The 18,653-nt window shown below is 44.4% G+C and carries 9 protein-coding genes; 4 read left to right on the top strand and 5 right to left on the bottom strand.

Going from position 1 to position 18,653, the window contains the following annotated elements:
- Positions 1-2 precede the first annotated feature (2 nt).
- A complete protein-coding gene (locus F8C82_RS14065) occupies positions 3-1,034 on the bottom strand; it encodes an asparaginase (RefSeq protein WP_151694255.1) in 1,032 nt (343 codons plus the stop codon).
- Entirely contained in the window at positions 1,031-1,816 is a 786-nt protein-coding gene (locus tag F8C82_RS14060) for a TatD family hydrolase (protein ID WP_151694254.1), read from the bottom strand. The genes F8C82_RS14065 and F8C82_RS14060 overlap by 4 nt, the downstream gene beginning before the upstream one ends.
- A gap of 139 nt (positions 1,817-1,955) precedes the next feature.
- Here F8C82_RS14060 and F8C82_RS14055 point away from each other — a divergent pair, with 139 nt between their 5' ends.
- The 4 genes from F8C82_RS14055 to F8C82_RS14040 all read left to right on the top strand — a co-directional run bounded on the left by F8C82_RS14055 (position 1,956) and on the right by F8C82_RS14040 (position 10,701).
- Positions 1,956-4,970 (top strand): sensor histidine kinase, encoded by a 3,015-nt coding sequence (locus F8C82_RS14055; protein ID WP_151694253.1) that lies wholly within the window; start codon positions 1,956-1,958, stop codon positions 4,968-4,970.
- Positions 4,951-5,685, top strand: coding sequence for a LytR/AlgR family response regulator transcription factor (locus tag F8C82_RS14050; RefSeq protein WP_151694252.1), 735 nt, complete (start codon positions 4,951-4,953; stop codon positions 5,683-5,685). Before F8C82_RS14055 ends, F8C82_RS14050 begins: the two co-directional genes overlap by 20 nt.
- Positions 5,686-5,785: 100 nt before the next feature.
- Positions 5,786-7,249, top strand: coding sequence for a hypothetical protein (locus F8C82_RS14045; protein ID WP_151694251.1), 1,464 nt, complete (start codon positions 5,786-5,788; stop codon positions 7,247-7,249).
- A 29-nt stretch (positions 7,250-7,278) separates the two neighbouring features.
- On the top strand, positions 7,279-10,701 hold the full coding sequence (locus F8C82_RS14040; RefSeq protein ID WP_151694250.1) for a T9SS type A sorting domain-containing protein: 3,423 nt from the start codon (positions 7,279-7,281) through the stop codon (positions 10,699-10,701).
- 63 nt (positions 10,702-10,764) lie between these two features.
- On the opposite strand, the gene F8C82_RS14035 is transcribed toward F8C82_RS14040, so the two are convergent.
- From F8C82_RS14035 to F8C82_RS14025, 3 genes are all read right to left on the bottom strand, one after another.
- Positions 10,765-14,331 carry a TraB/GumN family protein gene (locus F8C82_RS14035; RefSeq protein WP_170266281.1) on the bottom strand — a complete coding sequence of 1,189 codons (3,567 nt, stop codon included), beginning with the start codon at positions 14,329-14,331 and terminating at the stop codon, positions 10,765-10,767.
- A 251-nt stretch (positions 14,332-14,582) separates the two neighbouring features.
- Entirely contained in the window at positions 14,583-15,797 is a 1,215-nt protein-coding gene (gene odhB / locus F8C82_RS14030) for a 2-oxoglutarate dehydrogenase complex dihydrolipoyllysine-residue succinyltransferase (RefSeq protein ID WP_151694248.1), read from the bottom strand.
- A 27-nt stretch (positions 15,798-15,824) separates the two neighbouring features.
- On the bottom strand, positions 15,825-18,554 hold the full coding sequence (locus tag F8C82_RS14025) for a 2-oxoglutarate dehydrogenase E1 component (RefSeq protein WP_151694247.1): 2,730 nt from the start codon (positions 18,552-18,554) through the stop codon (positions 15,825-15,827).
- Between the last annotated feature and the right edge of the window lie 99 nt (positions 18,555-18,653).

Below are 18,653 nucleotides of genomic sequence, written 5' to 3'. Positions count from 1 at the left end.
CCTTAATTTGAACGTTCTCCACAAAGAGAACTCTCAAATTTTACGCGGAATTCCGCTGCGGTCCATCCTTCACCTAACAATACCATTGTTTTAGTGATAGCAGCTTCTAGTGTCATATCGCCAGCACTGATTACCCCTAATCGTGCTAGATGCGCACCTGCAGCGTATTTCCATTGATCTACGCCTCCTGCCTTACACTGTGTTACGTTTACCACAACGGTACCGTTGGCAATGGCTTGACGAATAGCCTCATCCAACCACGGATCCATAGGAGCGTTCCCTGCTCCAAAGGTGTGCAAAATGACCCCTTTCCTATTCCCTCTTAACAGGGTGTGCTCAATGATATCTCGCTCAATACCAGGATAAAAGTGAAGCACAGATATGTTTGTTTCGAGATTTCGATGCACTTTCATCGGGGCGTCTGCTCCCTTGCAAATTTTATCTTTAAAAATGTGAAGATCGACACCCGACTCAGCCAAAATGGGGTGATTCGGACTATCAAAAGCATCAAAACTTTGAGAGGAATACTTATACACACGATTGCCTCGGTGCAATACATATTCAAAATAAACAGCAACTTCTGGCACCATCGGCTTGCCTTCTTCGGTCCGTGCCGTTGCAATTTCCATGGCCGTAATGATGTTCTCGCGAGCATCGCTACGCAACATTCCTATTGGCAATTGCGATCCTGTTAATATGACTGGTTTTGCCAAATTCTCCAATATGAAGCTCAAAGCTGAGGAAGTATACGCCATGGTATCGCTTCCGTGAAGAATCACAAATCCATCAAAATCATCGTATGACTTTTCAATGATATCGGCCATTTCAACCCAATGACTGGGCTTCATCACGCTGGAGTCAACCGGATGCTCAAACGATGTGGTTTCAATTTCACAGTTGAGCTGAGACAGTTCCGGCACTTGCTCTAACAAATGCTCAAAGTTGAACGGCTTGAGCTCTCCACCCGCACCTCGCACCATTCCTATGGTACCTCCTGTATAGAACAATAAGATTCTAGGCTTATCTGCACTCATTTCTGCTGGGGAAGGTTAAAGAGTTTCTCTGCATTCTCCGTTGTAATGGCTGCCACCTCGGTCAGTTTTAACCCCGTGAGTTCGGCCACTCGTTGAGCTACTATGGGAACATAGCTACTTTCGTTGCGCTTGCCGCGATAGGGAACGGGTGCCAAATACGGACTGTCAGTTTCCAACACGAGCTTGTCGGTAGGCATATGCGGTAAAACCGCATCCAACCCTCCATTCTTGAAGGTTGCCACTCCTCCAATACCCAAGTGTAATCCCAATTGCAAACAACGTTGGGCCTGTTCTAAATTCCCAGTAAAACAATGAAGCACCCCTTTCAGTTCACCGTTTTGTTTCTCCTCAACAATTTCAAATATCTCGTTGAAGGAATCTCTAGCATGAATAACAATGGGCTTATCGTGCTTGAGGGCGACATCAATCTGACGGGCAAAGGCCTCTTGCTGCCAAGCTAGTTTATCCTTTTCCCAATAAAGGTCAATTCCAATTTCACCCACGGCAACGAAGGCTTCAGGATTCTGATCAAAAGCAACCTCAACCGCTTGAAGTTGCTCTTCTCTATCTTCTCCAACATGTGTGGGATGTATCCCCATCATTGGGAAGGCCACACCGGGATAGTCACGCACCATCGCCATCATCTGATCGTACGTGCTGACATCGATGTTGGGCAATAATACACGCTTCACACCACTTTGTATGGCGCGTTGCATCACCTCTTTTCTATCACCGTCAAATTGCGAGTGAAAAAGGTGGGTATGGGTATCGATAAACTGCATGGGCGCAAAGGTCGACTTTCCTACAAACTGAACAAAAAGACCAAGGTGAATTCAAACTGTTCACCAATTACTAAATAAATAGGCCTATTCAAGAGAAACTGTAATCCAAACCAACCGAAAGAAACTACATTAGTACTAAATGAACCTCGCTAGCTTACGCATTCTTTTATTGTGGCTGTTTTTCAGCTCCCTCTCCTCTCATGGCCAGGTGGTGGAATTCGAAATTCAAAATGACAACATCGGATTCATCAGCAAGCTCGCGTATGGCCACAACCGACTTTGGCTTGTTTCTGAAGACAACATCTGGTTTCACAACGGAAATGACTTCTCCGTTTTTGAAGGAGATAGCGTTCTTCGTGGCATTACGGTATTAGATGTAGCTCCCTCTGATAGTGGAATATGGATAGGCACATTAAAGTCAGGATTGGGCTTTTATCATTTACAAAAGGGAAAATTGAGTTGGCCTTTTGCCACGGAACGAGGATATCCAGAAATCCCTTACCCAAGAACTGGAATAATCCTCAGTGTATCGGACACGGGAGTCTGGGCACAGATTCATCACTTCGGATTGGGTTTCTTTGACCTTAGAAAAACTGAAATCACCTTCTTTGAGACGGACAACATTAATGGTGTAAGCCAAAGAGGAAATCACATTGTTTCTGGGATGTTTGATTATCCCAATCAACCCCGACAGAAAATCATTACCACGTTAGGGGGAGTTCTAATTCTCGATTTACACACCCAGACCTTTTTTCGATATCTCCCCACAGACCGCGATCACTTAGTAGGCCACGCGAACTATTCTGGTGATGAATCTAGAATCAGGGATGCTATCGTTTCGGACGATTCCATCTATCTCGCAACCTGGGGAGGAGGCCTCCTGCACATGGACTTAAAAAGTGGTTTCTATCACAAATACACTCACTCCCTAGATCTTCCTTCCACCGGACTTAAGCACAACATCGCTCGGATCTATCCTGAGTCTGATTCCACCTTTCTCCTTTCACATATTTATGCAGGAGTCTTCCGGTTCAATAAAGCGAGCAAGTCGTTTCATCTCTTGACAGACCCTCTTGCTAACCCCTTGTTTGGAGAAGCTAAGGATTGGACATATATACCAGGTGGAATTGCGTGGAGTGAAAACAACAAATTCTATGTGCTAGACACGACTCACACCAATAATTGGGATATCCTTCACGCTGAAGGCAAGGTAGATGCGCTGTGGAAATCACCACACTTCCCACTTCAGTCGCTCCTTAGCATTAATGACACCTTGATATGGAAGGATGGGATTCAAGTTATTCCCGTAGAGCGATATTCCGATATCATTTCTGGAGTATACCGAATAGACTCGTCTCGAGTTCTCTTGATCCGACCAAACATGATTCGCCTCTACACGGGAAACCAACTCTCTTTGCTGGAGTTTCCTTCCAGTAAATTTGGAACTGCTGGTGAAATTGTAACCACTCATTTTGAAGCGGTCACCCAAAAGTTGACACTGGGGACCAAAGGAACGGGAATACATCAATTCGATTTCCGCACCAATGAATGGCGTTCCTATCAAAATCCTTCACTTTTAGAATTCTGGATTAAATGCATGGACAGGCATGGAGATAGATGGTGCGTTGTAACTGAAAATTCCATCCTACTTACCAATAGTGAGTTCGCACCTCTTCAATCTGTCAACTTTAAAGAAATAGCCGAACTCCCTGCTGGCATGATTCCCAATGGTGTAGAGTGGGTGGATGAATCGCACATAAGACTGTTTGGTAAAGAAGACGGCATTTACGTCATTCAACTCCACAACTTACAGATTAGTGAAAAGTACATACCAACGGATTACCACTCTACACGATTCAACCAGTACTGCTTTTGGAACGACACCTATTTAATCGGCACCGACAATGGATTGCTGAAAATTGGTCGAGATTCTTCACCTGTACTTTTTGGTCCGTCCTACCAATTACAGAATGTAAATCACCTAGTTCAAGACGGCAACGTGCTACACTTTGTGAATGGGAGAAAGCACTACCGTTGGACTTCTCCATTTACCATTTCAAGATCTCCTCTACTCTCTTCGCCCATCATTCAATCTTTTAGAGCTATGGGCAAATCCATTCATCCCATCAATGAAATAACACTCCAGCCCTCCCAAAACTGGCTTGAATGGCAAATCGTTGCATCCAATTTCCACAATCCCAATAAGGGCGACGTATATGTTCAACTAAAAGGCATATCGGATAACTGGAGAAAATTGAATGGCGAAGAAAATTTCTCTATTTCCAATTTGGATCCAGGCACCTACATTCTCAATGCCAAAACATACCAATCTGACTTGGGCTTTAGTCCCGTTTATAATTTGATGTCCGTTCGGATTCTTCCTGAATGGTACCAAAGGTGGTGGTTCTACCTTCTCATGATGATTACTGTGGGTGCCGCTGCCTATTCTATTTATAGATATCGAATTGCGCAAATTGAGCGAGAGCAACGTATCGAATTTGAATACAAGGATCAGTTGAGAAGTTTGGAAATGCGAATGCTTCGCGTTCAAATGAACCCACACTTTATTTTCAATGCTCTTAATTCGGTTCGATATTACATCTTAAAGGAAGACAAGAATACAGCCTCAGATTACCTTGCAAAGTTCTCTAAACTCCTTCGGTTCATTCTCAACTTAAGCAATCAAGAGAATGTGAGTCTACATGAAGAAATTCAGGGTGTGAAGAACTATATAGAATTTGAACAAATCCGATTCAACAAGAAGTTCACCTTTGAAATTGAAATAGGTACAGATCTGAACACTCAGCAGATTGTAATTCAACCTATGATTATTCAGCCGTTTATTGAAAATGCCATTTGGCACGGCCTCATGCCCCTTGAAACCAACGGGCATTTGAAACTATCGGTTCAAAAAGAAGGCAATCACCTTATCATTACCATTTCAGATAATGGTGTGGGTAGGGAAAGTGCTTTGAGCAAGAACAGTAAAGCACACAAATCTTTTGGATTGAGCATTACAGCTGAGCGACTCAAATCGCTGTCAGAAATGAAAAAACGGGAGGCCAAGTTTGAAATCACCGATCTATTTGAAGACGGAGAACCGAGCGGAACCCGAGTTAAAATCACCATGCCATATGAAAGCTCTCATAGTTGACGACGAAGTTCACAGCTCAGAAATCACTGAGATGTTAGTTGCCGAAAATTGTCCAGACATCCTTCAAATAGACCGCACCAACAAACCTGATGAAGCGGTAACCATGTTGAAGAATATGGGCTACGATATACTTTTCTTGGACATTGAAATGCCAGGCATGAATGGTTTTGAATTGCTGAAGAAAGTAGATTCTCCACTTCCCAGCGTCATATTCACAACGGCATATGATCAATTCGCGCTTGAAGCATTTAGAGCGCATGCCATTGATTACCTCGTAAAGCCCATTGTAGTTGAGGACTTAATTACGGCCGTTCAAAAAGCAATCCGTTCTAGAAAGTCGGAAAAAGAGCAACATTTAGTTGAACTTCTTCAGTCAACTTTAGGCGCACCCCAGTTACAAAAGCTCGCCATTGGCAGCATGGGCGGAATTGATTGGGTTCCCTACAGCAAAGTAATTCGTTGCACCAGCGATTCCAACTACACTACAGTAGTAACCGAAGATGGGCAGCATATTCTATCCAAAACCTTAAAACAGGTAGAAGAGCAATTGCCAGATTCCATTTTCATGCGCGTTCACGCTTCACATGTAGTCAACCTTAACCACATTAACAGTTACAGGAGGGGGGCTGGCGGAACATTAGTGATGAGTAATAAAGAGAACATCCCCGTATCTCGTCAACACAAATCGGAATTGCTCCGAAAAATGGGCGCCTAACCAAGTACTAACAAATCCGTTGTGATTACTCGAAACAGCATGGTCATGCTCAGCTGTGTCTCTAGGTTTACGATTCAAATCAAATCGCAAACCTATACCGATGAAAAAAATTACCACCTTTTTCGCCATGCTTCCACTTCTACTTTTTGGAAGCAACATTCAAGTTACGAACGTACAAGTCACCCCAAACACAAGCACCAACGAGGCTGTCATCACTTTTGACCTAAGCTGGGACAACGGTTGGAGAATTGCTGGAGGTACTGAATTTATGGATGGAGCCTGGGTGTTTATCAAATACCGAACTATGGCAATGCCTGAATGGAAGCATGGATTTGTTTCGTCTTCCAATATCGTTTCAGGCATATTGGGTTATGAGGCTGATCCGCGTCAATTAGGAGTAAAATTCATGCCATCAGTAGATACAGTAGGAACCATTAACGGTTCTGTCGGAATAACCATCAGCAATCTGCTCTCTACTCCTTACGGATTGGAAGTTCAAGTACATGCTGTGGAGATGGTAAAAATCCCGTCAAGCCCTTACTATGTTGGCGATTATGGCGATTACAGTTGGCACCAATACGGCTCCAACAACGATGAGCCGTATCATGTAACCCAATCAGACACCATTTACCGCACTCAAGGAGGAATAGACCACCTAAACAACTCCTCTGTTCCTTATGTGGTAGCCTCAACCGAAGAATTCTGGGTAATGAAATACGAAGTGAGCCAAGATCAGTTTGTGAGCTTCTTGAACAGCTTGAGCCGAACGCAACAAGACAACGCAGTTCCTCTTGACTTAAGCACGAGCAGTAACAACGTATTCGCCCTTTCTGAAACAGCAACGCCATCTTTTAGAAATGGAATTAGAATTGACGCAGGTTTTGACACTGTTTCAGGACCACTCACTTTCTACTGTGACCTTAACAACAACAGCGTAGCAAACGAAAACACCGATGGACTAAACATCGCATGTAACTACTTGAGCCCTGATCAACTTTACGACTATCTCCATTGGGCAGGTCTTCAGGCTATGACAGAATTCGACTATGAAAAATGCTCAAGAGGCCCGTTGTTTCCAAATGCAGATGAATTTGCATGGGGCACATCAGACATTGCTCCTATAGACTTCACCAGTAGTAGCATGCTGCAAAACTCAGGTGCACCAAACGAAACCGTTCAAGTTAAAATGAACTACCGCGCTCATTTGCACACCAACACCTCTTCACCATTTACAGGCCCAATCCGTTGTGGGGTACTTGCCGAATCGAATACCACAACTAGAATAGGAGCCAGTGCTTCTTACTATGGCCTCCAGGATTTAACCGGAAATGTAGGCGAGTACGTTCTTATACAATATGGCTATGCCGAAATACTCGGTGTCACATTTAATCCAGACACCTTGAATGGGGAACATGGTTTCAATTTCAACGCAAGGGATTATTCATTGGTAAAAGGAGGAAGTAACATCTATGCTCTCAGTTCAACTGCAACGGTATCCATTTGCGTGAGTGCGACTACCAATGACATCCCTGTGTACATGAATGGAGGAAGAGGAAGGCTTTAAGCTCACCGTAATCTCAAAATACTGTGATTATGAGAAAGCTACTTTTGGCAATAGTAACGATTGCACTGGCTACTTTACAGACCTTTGCTCAGTTGTGTTCAGTACCTGGTGATGACGCCCAATGGAGCCCCAATTTTGGGTATCCTGGTTTGCAACAAGGCCAAGTAAATGACATGATAGAAGGTGATGACGGCCTTTTGTATGTGTGCGGCTATGGTGCGCAAAACTTTGGTGGAGATTCCAGAGTGAAATTTGTAGGAGCTTGGGATGGTACAAGATGGCACATTGTGCCTGGAATTGGATGTTCACAATGTGGATTTGGAACATCACATGTTACAGCCATTACCAAAGGAAAAAACGGAGACTTGTACTTCGCTGGAATCTTCAAAGCAGCGGAAAATCCAAACGGCTCAATTGTTTACTCGAAAAACATTATTCGTTACAACGTTTTCACCAAAACATATTCTCCCGTTGGAACAGGCATAGGCGGCTCGGGATCCTTGAGTTTTGAAGATCTAGAATGGAGGAGAGATACGCTATTTGTGGGTGGGAAATTCACAGAAGGCTATACCGCAACCGACACTGTTCAACTCACCAATGTAGCCCTGTTTGATGAGGTTTCGAATACATGGAACAATCTGAATGGCGGTGTATACAGTTCTGTTGGCTATCAGAATGGCACAGTACACGACATTGAAATAGGTCCAAATAACTCTGTCTTCATTGGAGGACAGTTTGATGTTTCCGGTGATTTACACAGCTTGAATGGAATTGGAAAATGGAGCGCCAGTTCTGGTTGGGACAGTTTAGCTGGAGGTGTTCACCAAACCACTTCCTATAGCATAAGTCCCGGCTCCGTACAATCTATGCAATACGATCATGCCAACAACAAGCTGTACGTAGGTGGAGTGTTTGGGGATTTCATTGCTTCGGCAGGAGTTTACCAACAAAGAGGATTGGCCGTATTTGATGGTCTTAGCTGGACAAAAATACGATCCATTGGTGTACCTGTATCAACGACCGCGTTCTCGGTTAGAGGTATGCATCTAGATACAGCAAACGCCGAACTCTACATTGCGGGCGACTTTAGAAAATACAGCAATTATGGAGGCGTAAATCCTTCTCCTGGAAATGGTATTGTCAAATTAAACCTGAGCACATTGTTGTTTGATGAGTTGGAAGATGGAGTAACCGAAGGTCTCATGGTCCATTGCGTGGCTCCCTACAACGGACACCTCTATCTAGGCGGCACCTTCAATTCAGTAAACGATACCGTTAGCGCTTTTGGCTTCGCCTCATGGGATGGAAGCCATTTACACTCTTATGGCAATGGGGTATCCGGCGGATCGAACACCATATATGCCATGGAAAAATATGGCAGCGGAACCATTGTGGCCGGTTACTTCACCAATGCCGGCCCGTTACAAAACCTAAATAGCGTTGCTTTCTGGAATGGAAATGAATGGGAAGACCTCGGAATTCGATTCAACACACCCTACGCAAAACAAGTAAAAGCGCTCAAACTTCAAGGCAATGAACTATGGGTTGGAGGTAGAATTGATGGGATAATTGATGACAACAGTGATGGAATTGGCAGATTCAATTTGAACACCCGTACTTGGACGGTATTTGGCACTGGTATTAGCGGAAACAACCGTAGAATTAATGCTATTGAAGTATTCCAAGGAGAAGTGTACATCGCCGGTTCATTCACGTCAATTGATGGGACACCTGCCAATAACATGGCTAAGTTCAACGGAACATCCTGGGTAGCAATTGGCAACTTTACTCACTATTCGGATGAGATTATGGCATTAGAAAATCAGGGCGATTCTCTTTTGTTCATAGGTGGGGAAATCTACTCACACAACGGCGACGCGAGTCAGTCGGATTTAGTGGTGTATGATGGCTCTCAATTCTCCTCTATCTGGCCAACATTTAATGGTTACAGGGTGGTCCGAGCTTTAGCGCAAGACACTGCTAGAGGCGTGATGTACGTTGTAGGCAATGGCCTTGAGACGGTGAACTCAAGTAGTTCTGTATTTAATAACAACGTGGCGGCTGTTGTAGCTATCTCTAGTCAGAAAGTAATAACGGGTTATGATTTAGGGATGACAGCTCAAGAGCGATACAACACTTACACACATGCTGTAGATGTAGACTCCAGTGGAAATATCATTCTTGGAGGAAGAATTCCAACTGCAAATGGCTTTGAAATTTACCACGTGGCACGTGTGAGTCCTAGTGGAACCGCAGGCTTCTTTGGATCTGGTGTAGACGTTCAAATGAACTCCGACCGTGTTTACGCCATCTCAGCTGCAGACAATGGCTACTTCTTTGGAGGAACATTCACAACAGCGGGCAGTATGCCTTCATATAAAATTGGATTCTACGGACGTGACTCCTTCATTCCTGTTTTACCGAACGCGGATATTTCAATGGATACAATTACATCAACCGGTCAATATGTAATCCGTCCTGATGAGTTCAACTCGAACAACTCGTACTATTGGACTAATGGCGATTCTACCGCTAGCGCAACTATATTCTCCAGTGGGATGTACACCCTGTTTGTGACGACACCCAATGGATGTAATGCGGAAGATTCTATCTACGTGCAAATTCTACCTACTCCTTTCATGGTTGGCGGTAATGATGATGGATATAGCAGCACGATTAGGGCTGTAAATGATCCTAGTTTTTACACAGGAACAACAAGTGATGGCCACGCTTTACAACAAGTCCTCGTACTAGAACCATCCTTCTTTGCAGGTCAGCAAAGCGATGGATTCACGCTGGCTAAGCTGAAACTAACTTCTCCTGCATTCTTTAGAGGTGGCATAGGGGATGGATTCAACCAAGCAGAAACGAATTTCATCGATATCAACCTCTCGAATTTTAGCTTGAGTGGGAGCTCAGGTGCCAATCCACAAGTGGTAACTGCGGAGTTTACCAATCTGTCATTTGATCCTGTTTACGACTTCGACCTTTCCTTGTTTGAGAATGGTCAGTATATGTGGACAGAGACCATAAACGACACCTTATACCCCGGACAACCAAAATCAATTGCACTTCAAAACACCTATTCACCAACGATTTCTGGACCACTAAGCATTTGCGGGGTGATTGAACACCCTAATGATGTCATTGCTGCAAATGATACCTCTTGTGTCAACTTTACTTCCACTATATCCATAGAAGAAGATGAAAACGACGGCATGGTCATTTATCCTAATCCTGCGGATGCAAGTGTGTCCGTCTATCTGGGAACAGCGCAAGATTTTCACACCTTACTATTGATGGACAGTAGAGGCAAAATCCTCCGAGAAAGAAATGTGAACCACGAAGAAGAGGTTCAAATCAACACCATGCACCTTCCGTCAGGCATCTACATGATCCGCCTGATAGGCCAAAGCTCACAAAGAGTGAGTAGGGTGATGATTGTGCATTAGATTCCAATCCAATCAACCTAGCCCCTGTACGCAGAAATGTGTACAGGGGCTTTTTCATATTGGCTAGTAATATGACATATATGGATTGCTTGTAGACGCCCTTTCCCTATCATATAAGCGAATATCATCCAGCGCATCTTCGATGATTTCATCAAGGATACCGTGACTTTCATTATAGGTCTCCGCTTCTTCGATGATCACATATTCTGTATCCATTACTTCTTTGTCTTCTACCACCACATAGAACAGCCTCCACAGTTGATCATCATCGTTCTTTGCGCGGAAGAAGAAGACTTCAGCTGCACAAGGCTTGATATCAATTTTCTCACTCTGAATGAAAGAGATGCTGTCGTAATTTCTGTAATTTCTATTCGCTAGAATACTCTTGGCCAATGCATCGCGAGACTGGTATTGGTCTTCTAACAAATCGAGTTTATCATTCTCTTGTAAGTATGGATAGACTTTGTAGAATGCTTTGGGATCAGACGCTACGAAACTCCAAGTAGAATCCTCCACCTCTTCATGTGGATCGGTCACCACTAACAGCTCCGCTAAAACACGCTTGCTTCGAATACTCGCAATTTTTCTAAAATGATCTTGAACTTCGTCTTCCTCCTTATATGGGGTGAGTAGCTTGGTATAAATCGAAAGTGCTCTATTGGTAGAGGAGCTGCTTCCATACAATCCTCTCTGCACTTCATCCTTTGCGTGTTGCTTCTTGAGCTCAACCTTGGCAAATAGCAGAAGGGTTTCGTACTTCAATTGATAGTCGGATCCTTCTACCAAGCCACTGTCCAGCAAGTCAGCCAACAAATCATATATCTGAAGTCGATAATCTTCAAAATCAGCTAACGTTAGAATATCTGGATAGATAGATGGAGCCAATTCCAAAGAATCATTAAACTCGTGAAACAAGGAAGAATATGTATATTCATTGGTGGTAAATGGTGGTTCATCTAAGATTAACTTATTGAAACTCTCCACCGCTTCTTTCGTATCGAACTCCAGTAGAGTTTCAAGAATCTCGAATTGGTACGATGAAGAGTCTAGCTTCTCGTAGTACAAGTCTTCCAAATATGGAATATTGGCGTTGACATTATCCATAGTGCTCAATTTATGAATCAATGCCAATCGAGTTCTCCTCGTAAATCCGTCTTCTACATAATTACTCAAGTACTCTTTAATCCGCTCAGAATCGTCGGCCCCAAACCATACATCCCGAACAGACTTACTCGCTTGATACACCTGAGTGCTATCATGGCTGTCTAAGGCTTCAAAGAACAAATCCGCCTTGCTCATGGTAATCGGAAGTCCAATAATGGTATCGTCAGAAGGGCGGAAACTTGCGAAAGCTCTATCGACAAATTCTGAGTGGTAATCGGCAGATTGAACGTTTGCATAAATCCCGTACAATGCTGCGTTTTCTACAATAAGCTTAGCTTTAATCACTCTTTCAGTATTGGGAGCAGTGAAGGTGTAGGCCTTCGCTTGACTGAAATAACCATCTTTCTCAATGGTGTATAAAGTGCTATCGCTAGCGATGGTAAGTTTCTTTTCGGATAGTAAATCGCTCAAAGCAAACTCCCAGAATTCTTCTACACTATGCATCGACGCATACTTCGGCAGTGTAGTAAACTCAATGAGCAAATCCTCGCCTGTAGGGATGTATTCTAAAACACTGGTTTTATGTTCTCCCTCAAAATCGGAATTGCCGGCACCGCGCACTGCCCCTCCCATTAAACCTTCGAAGAAAGAATCGTAGTTGTTCAAATCTACAGGCGACTCCATCACAATGTGATACACGCTATCCTTGTACTCCACAAATTCGTCGCTATAAACGAAGGGGGTAAATTGAAAAGATGAGAAGAAATCATTTCGCTTTGCCTTCTTCTCTGCGGTGGTAATCAGCATCACATACTTTGGTCCTTGAATGTGAACCTCCCCGTAATACGTGCCTTTCTTCGTACTCAGTTCAAAACGGCTGAAAGCCAACTCGCCTCCTTCAACCGTCAATTCATCGATCTCTAAATCACGCTCATCGGCCCACTTCTCTACCATGTAAGTGAGCTCAAAGTCGTCTTCTTCCAAATAGGAGAAATCATAGTACTGACGAACACCTACAGCATAATAATCCCCTTCGTCATACGACTGTGCCCAAAAGGTATTGTTCGCTTCTTCAAAAACGCCTGGGTACAATTCTGTCCTCAGTCTTCCTGGCAAGTTCACCTCCAATCCACCTGAGTTAGGTTGGTATTTCTCCGTCGATTCAACGGCTCTCAATTCAATATTTTTAAAGAAGGCCTCGGGAAGTTCTGAATTCGCAAACTCTTTGTGCCCTCCTACCTTGAAAATTAATATCTCCAATGGGGTGCATACAATTTGGTAATGTTGATGATCTCCAGTTCGGGTCTCGTTTCGAATTTCTAAGGCCGGATATCCCGACACTTCAATGGTGTCCTTACTCAGAATTTTACCAGGGATATTCTCGAAGAGCATGCTGTCCAACTTCCCAAAGTAGAAGTTCTCATCTTTCCCATTCAACATTCCAAAAGTGTTGATTCTTCGGAGACTGTAGTATCCACCGTTCACCATATCTGCAAATACATATTCCTGGAACGGCTTACTCAGTAATTTGGTCATTTCTCCCGGTACTCGAGTACGGACAAAATGGTCATCAGATTCGAATGAACGCAATTCCGTCGTGTGAATCACTTCATCAATTCCATCCTTGCGACTAATACTGGTTGCGGTTACTGCGCGATCTACTGGCTCTACAGTATACCCCTTTTGGCGAAGTAGGTTAATCACTCCTTGATCGCCAGGAAGGTGAGCTGCACCCACTCCTGTAAAAAGAACGCCTTCATTCATCAATGAATCCATTCCTTCTACCATGATGGCATTACGCACGTGAAGCATATACTTCTTGTAGTATTTACCCGGATAGAGAAGCGTGTAAGTCGTATCTAGTAAGTCTAAATCCCCACGGCGATAGGCATCATCCAACAACATCTGCCAGTCGGAATAGTCTCCCAACATATCTTCAGCCTGTCGAGGCGTGATGTACACGGCATCCTTGTCCCTGCGGCTCGACATCATCACTTGCTTAAACGACTCTTCGTAATCTTCCAATGGAACGATCTTCTTTCCGCTCTTCATCCCCGCTTGGAAAATGAAAAGATCGAGGTAGGTGTTTTCCGAGAAGTCTTGCTCATACGTATTGAGTCGATACAAAAGGTTGTTCAAGAGGTCTTGATCTCTTGACAAGTAATACTCCAACTCCTGCTGTTGAGGTTCATTGGGGATGAAAGACTCATAGAGTGGAACCCCTGGCCCAGAAAACTGAAATGAAATCCCTACATAATCACGGTAGAGTGAGGATGACGTCATGTCTTTCACCCAAGTATCCGGATTGGTTTCTAGAGCAATGATATCTGCATTGTCGATTGCATCAAAGAATGTTTCACTCAGGTGGAAAGCAACGCGATTGCTCACGTGCATCGTTCCGTACAAATAGGAAGGTTCATCCAGTCCATTTCCAGAAATCTTCCAGAGTAGGCCTTGGTAATCTTTATTAATTTGAGAAAATCCGCAAAGGGGAAAGAGGGCGATGAGCAGCAAAAATCTGAACATAGAGGAATGTTTGAACATAGAAGGCAATACATGTGAACACATCACAGCATGAAATCACAAACTGAGTATAGATTTTCGAGGAGACCTGTTACCCAATGTGGAATGTCCATGGTTGAGAGATGCGATAACGGTTGTTAAGTTCGGTAAAAGAATTGAAATTGGGAACTCCTTTCAAACACCGACGTGAGACGTAAGGCCGTAAAACAAAAAACCCCGACAAATGCCGGGGTTTTGATATCGATAATTGGAATTTACAATCCGAGAGCTTTCTTCGGATCTCCACCCATCAGGATTTCAGCTGGATTCTCTAGTGCTTCTTTCATAGCCACCAAACAACCTACCGATTCACGACCGTCAATTACGCGGTGATCGTAGCTCAATGCCACGTACATAATTGGGCGAATCTCAACCTTTCCATCCACAGCCACTGGACGCTCAACGATGTTGTGCATTCCCAAGATGGCACTTTGAGGAGGGTTGATAATTGGTGTAGACATCATAGAACCAAATACACCACCGTTGGTGATGGTAAATGTACCACCCGTCATTTCGTCTACAGTAATCTCACCGTCACGAACACGAATTGCCAAGCGCTTCACTTCTTTTTCCACACCTGCAAAGCTCAAGTTCTCCGCGTTGCGAATCACTGGAACCATCAGACCTTTTGGACCTGAAACGGCGATAGAAATATCCTTGTAATCAAAAGTAACGAGCTCGTCACCGTCGATCATACTATTCACTTGCGGGAACTCATTTAGAGCATGAACCATGGCAAGGGTAAAGAAGCTCATGAAGCCAAGACCCACTCCATGCTTTTCTTTAAAGGCATCCTTGTACTCAGCACGCAAATCGAAGATTGGCTTCATGTCCACTTCGTTGAAAGTGGTCAACATCGCCGTTTCATTCTTCACGCTTACCAAGCGCTGAGCGAGCTTGCGACGAAGCGAACTCATTCTCTTGCGCTCTGAACCGCGGTTTCCAAGACCTGGTGAACCCATAGAAGCCTCTGCTTTCACAGCATCGTCTTTGGTAATTCTTCCACCTTTTCCGGTGCCTGATACGCTCTTTGGATCTACTCCTTTTTCGTCGAGGATTTTCTTAGCTGCTGGAGAAGGAGTTCCGGCAGCGTATGATTTCTCATCGGCCTTTGGAGCTTCGGCAACTGGACCTGGATTTGGTGCAGCTTCCTTCTTCTCCTCTTTCGGTGTAGAAGCACCTTCTGGAGCAGCGGCAGAAGTGTCAATCTTGGCAATTACTTGACCCACTTGAACGACTTCACCATCACCTACAACGAGTTCAATCACACCGCTCTCTTCTGAAGGAAGTGCAAGTGTGGCTTTGTCTGAGTCAATCTCAGCGATTTCCTGATCCTTTTCCACGTAGTCACCAGAAGCAACTAGCCAAGAAGCGATTTCTACTTCAGAAATAGATTCTCCGGGAGAAGGGACTTTAATTTCTACGATCATCGTATTGAGAACTTTACGGGGTCTTGTTTATGCGTTGAAAACGGATTCAATTAATTGGCGGTGACGAGCATGTGCCGTCTTAGAGGAACCTGCCGCTGGAGCTGCGCTCGCCGCTGGAGCACACAATTCCAAACGCTCTGGGAATCTCCACAAAATATGTGTCCATGCCCCCATGTTTGCCGGTTCTTCTTGCGCCCAAATCTTCTTGTCAATGTGAGCGTACTTCGCAAGTACATCTTTGATTTGCTTTTCTGGCAATGGATAAAGCTGCTCTAGGCGAACCAATGCAGTGGTTTCGTCGTTGCGCTCTTCGCGTTCTGCCAACAAATCATAGTACAATTTACCAGATACAAATACGACCTTCTCGGCTTTCTTCGCATCAATTTGGGTATCGTCAATTACTTCTTGGAACCTTCCTGAGCTGAATTCCTCTAAACTCGACACCACTTTTGGATGTCGAAGGAGGCTCTTTGGACTCATTACCACAAGTGGCTTGCGGAATGGGCGGTGCATTTGTCTGCGCAACGCGTGATAGAAGTTCGCCGGAGTAGTAATGTTTGCTACCTGCATGTTGTACTGCGCACACAATTGAAGGAATCGCTCCAAACGCGCGCTAGAGTGCTCTGCACCCTGACCTTCATAACCGTGCGGAAGAAGCATGACAAGTCCGTTTTGAACTTTCCACTTATCTTCTGCAGCGGCCAAGAATTGGTCGATGATAATTTGAGCGCCATTGGCAAAGTCACCAAACTGGGCTTCCCAAATGGTCAATGTTTTCGGACTAGCCATAGCGTAACCATAGTCAAATCCGAGAACGGCATATTCTGAAAGAAGAGAGTTGTAAATCGCAAAGCGACCTTCTCTTCCTGGAATCTCATCAAGTCGACAAACGCGTTGCTCGCTATCTTCCACCTTCACAATTGCATGACGGTGAGAGAAAGTTCCGCGTTCTACGTCTTCCCCAGAAATTCGAACGTTGAAACCTTCAACTATCAAACTTCCATAAGCCATCAACTCTCCCATACCCCAATCGAGACTGTTGCGCTCGAATACTTGGGCATTTCTATCCTTGAATAGGCGTTTGATCTTATTGATAAACTTCAAGTCGTTCGGAAGCGTAGTGATGGTCTCCGCAATTTTCTTGAGCGTTTCTACCTTCAAACCTGTTTCTGGTGAAAGCTCGAAATCTTCTGGAACACTCTGGCGATATTCACTCCAATCAGACTCCATGAATGGAGTGATGAAGTTCTTCTCGATTTTCTTCGATTCGTCGAAATCCTCTTCCAACATAGCCTTGAACTCCTTCTCCATTTCGGTGAGGACTGACTCTTGCAGGTCGTGGAATTCCATCAACTTCTTACTGTAAATCTCACGCGGATTTGGATGGCGAGAGATCTCCTTGTACAACAAGGGTTGTGTGAAACGCGGTTCATCTCCTTCATTGTGACCGTACTTACGGTAACACAACAAATCAATGAAGACGTCTTTGTTGAATTTCTGACGGTATTCTACGGCGAAACGCATAGCGTGTACCAATGCCTCAGGATCATCGCCGTTCACGTGAAGAACAGGAGCGAGAATTACCTTGGCGATATCGGTACAGTAGGTACTGCTTCGCGCATCGAGATAGTTGGTGGTAAAACCAACTTGGTTGTTAATCACAATGTGAAGTGTTCCACCGGTTGCATAACCGCTCAAACCCTCCATTTGGATCACCTCATAAACCACGCCCTGAGCTGCAACAGCCGCATCGCCGTGAATGAGGATAGGCATCACTTTAGATTGATCGCCATTGTAATCGTTGTTGATTTTCGCACGGGCGATACCTTCAACAACTGGGTCCACCGCTTCCAAGTGAGAAGGGTTTGGTGCAAGGTTTAACTTCACCTCGTGACCCGCTAATTGCTTCGTGGTTGAGTAACCCAAGTGGTACTTAACGTCGCCGTCAAATTCATCCTCCACAAAGGCTTTCCCTTCAAATTCTGAAAAGATCTGCTTGCGCGGCTTTCCGAAAATATTAGAGAGAACGTTAAGACGCCCGCGGTGAGCCATCCCCACTACGAACTCCTCCACTCCACCTTGTGCAGCGTAATCGATGGTGAATTCCATTGCGGGAATCAACGACTCAGCCCCTTCAATAGAGAAGCGCTTTTGTCCTACGAACTTTGTGTTCAAGAACGATTCAAAAGCTACTGCCTCGTTCAATTTATGAAGAATGCGAACCTTCTCATCTTGATTAAAGACGGTAGAATTCTCATTCTGATGTAGCCATGATTTAACCCAATTGGTAACCTCTGGATTTCTGATGTACATGTACTCCACACCGATAGAGCGGCAGTACATGTTTTGAAGATGCTTAACAATAACGCTAAGCTTTGCTGGACCCGGAAGTCCAACTTCTGTAGCGGCCATGAACTCGCGATCCATATCTGCTTCCTCCAAACCGAAGTTCTGGATATCCAGCGTTGGCGAGTACTTGCGTCGAGCGCGTACAGGGTTGGTCTCGGTAAACAAGTGACCGCGTGAACGGTATCCTTGAATAAGATCGAGAACTAAAAACTCTCTTCGTACATCATCAAGAGCCTGACTATCGACTGCCCCCATCGGGTCGTCACCGTACACCTCTCTCGAAAAGTCGTAACCTTGAAAGAAAGAGCGCCAGCTCGGCTCAATCGAATCGGGATCCTTCAGGTACTTTTCGTACAAGTCGTCAATAAAACCAATATGTACACTACCTAAGAAGGAGAATCTGTCCATGGGATTTCTCTACAAAAAATTTCCGCCAAAATTACAACAAATAATTTGCAAACCTCTTCCTGCGTTTCATCTTCTAATGACGTAAATTCGTTGATAATC

It is taken from the genome of Phaeocystidibacter marisrubri (assembly GCF_008933165.1).
Lineage (GTDB): Bacteria > Bacteroidota > Bacteroidia > Flavobacteriales > Schleiferiaceae > Phaeocystidibacter > Phaeocystidibacter marisrubri.
The sequence above is the reverse complement of the archived record's forward strand: the minus strand, read 5'-3'. Positions and strand labels throughout refer to the sequence as shown.

Excerpts from the sequence above, each read along its gene's own strand:
- F8C82_RS14025 (WP_151694247.1), bottom strand. The coding sequence starts at position 18,554 with ATGGACAGATTCTCCTTCTTAGGTAGTGTACATATTGGTTTTATTGAC.
- F8C82_RS14065 (WP_151694255.1), bottom strand. The coding sequence starts at position 1,034 with ATGAGTGCAGATAAGCCTAGAATCTTATTGTTCTATACAGGAGGTACC.
- F8C82_RS14045 (WP_151694251.1), top strand. The coding sequence starts at position 5,786 with ATGAAAAAAATTACCACCTTTTTCGCCATGCTTCCACTTCTACTTTTT.
- F8C82_RS14055 (WP_151694253.1), top strand. The coding sequence starts at position 1,956 with ATGAACCTCGCTAGCTTACGCATTCTTTTATTGTGGCTGTTTTTCAGC.
- F8C82_RS14050 (WP_151694252.1), top strand. The coding sequence starts at position 4,951 with ATGAAAGCTCTCATAGTTGACGACGAAGTTCACAGCTCAGAAATCACT.
- F8C82_RS14060 (WP_151694254.1), bottom strand. The coding sequence starts at position 1,816 with ATGCAGTTTATCGATACCCATACCCACCTTTTTCACTCGCAATTTGAC.
- F8C82_RS14040 (WP_151694250.1), top strand. The coding sequence starts at position 7,279 with ATGAGAAAGCTACTTTTGGCAATAGTAACGATTGCACTGGCTACTTTA.
- F8C82_RS14035 (WP_170266281.1), bottom strand. The coding sequence starts at position 14,331 with ATGTTCAGATTTTTGCTGCTCATCGCCCTCTTTCCCCTTTGCGGATTT.
- odhB (WP_151694248.1), bottom strand. The coding sequence starts at position 15,797 with ATGATCGTAGAAATTAAAGTCCCTTCTCCCGGAGAATCTATTTCTGAA.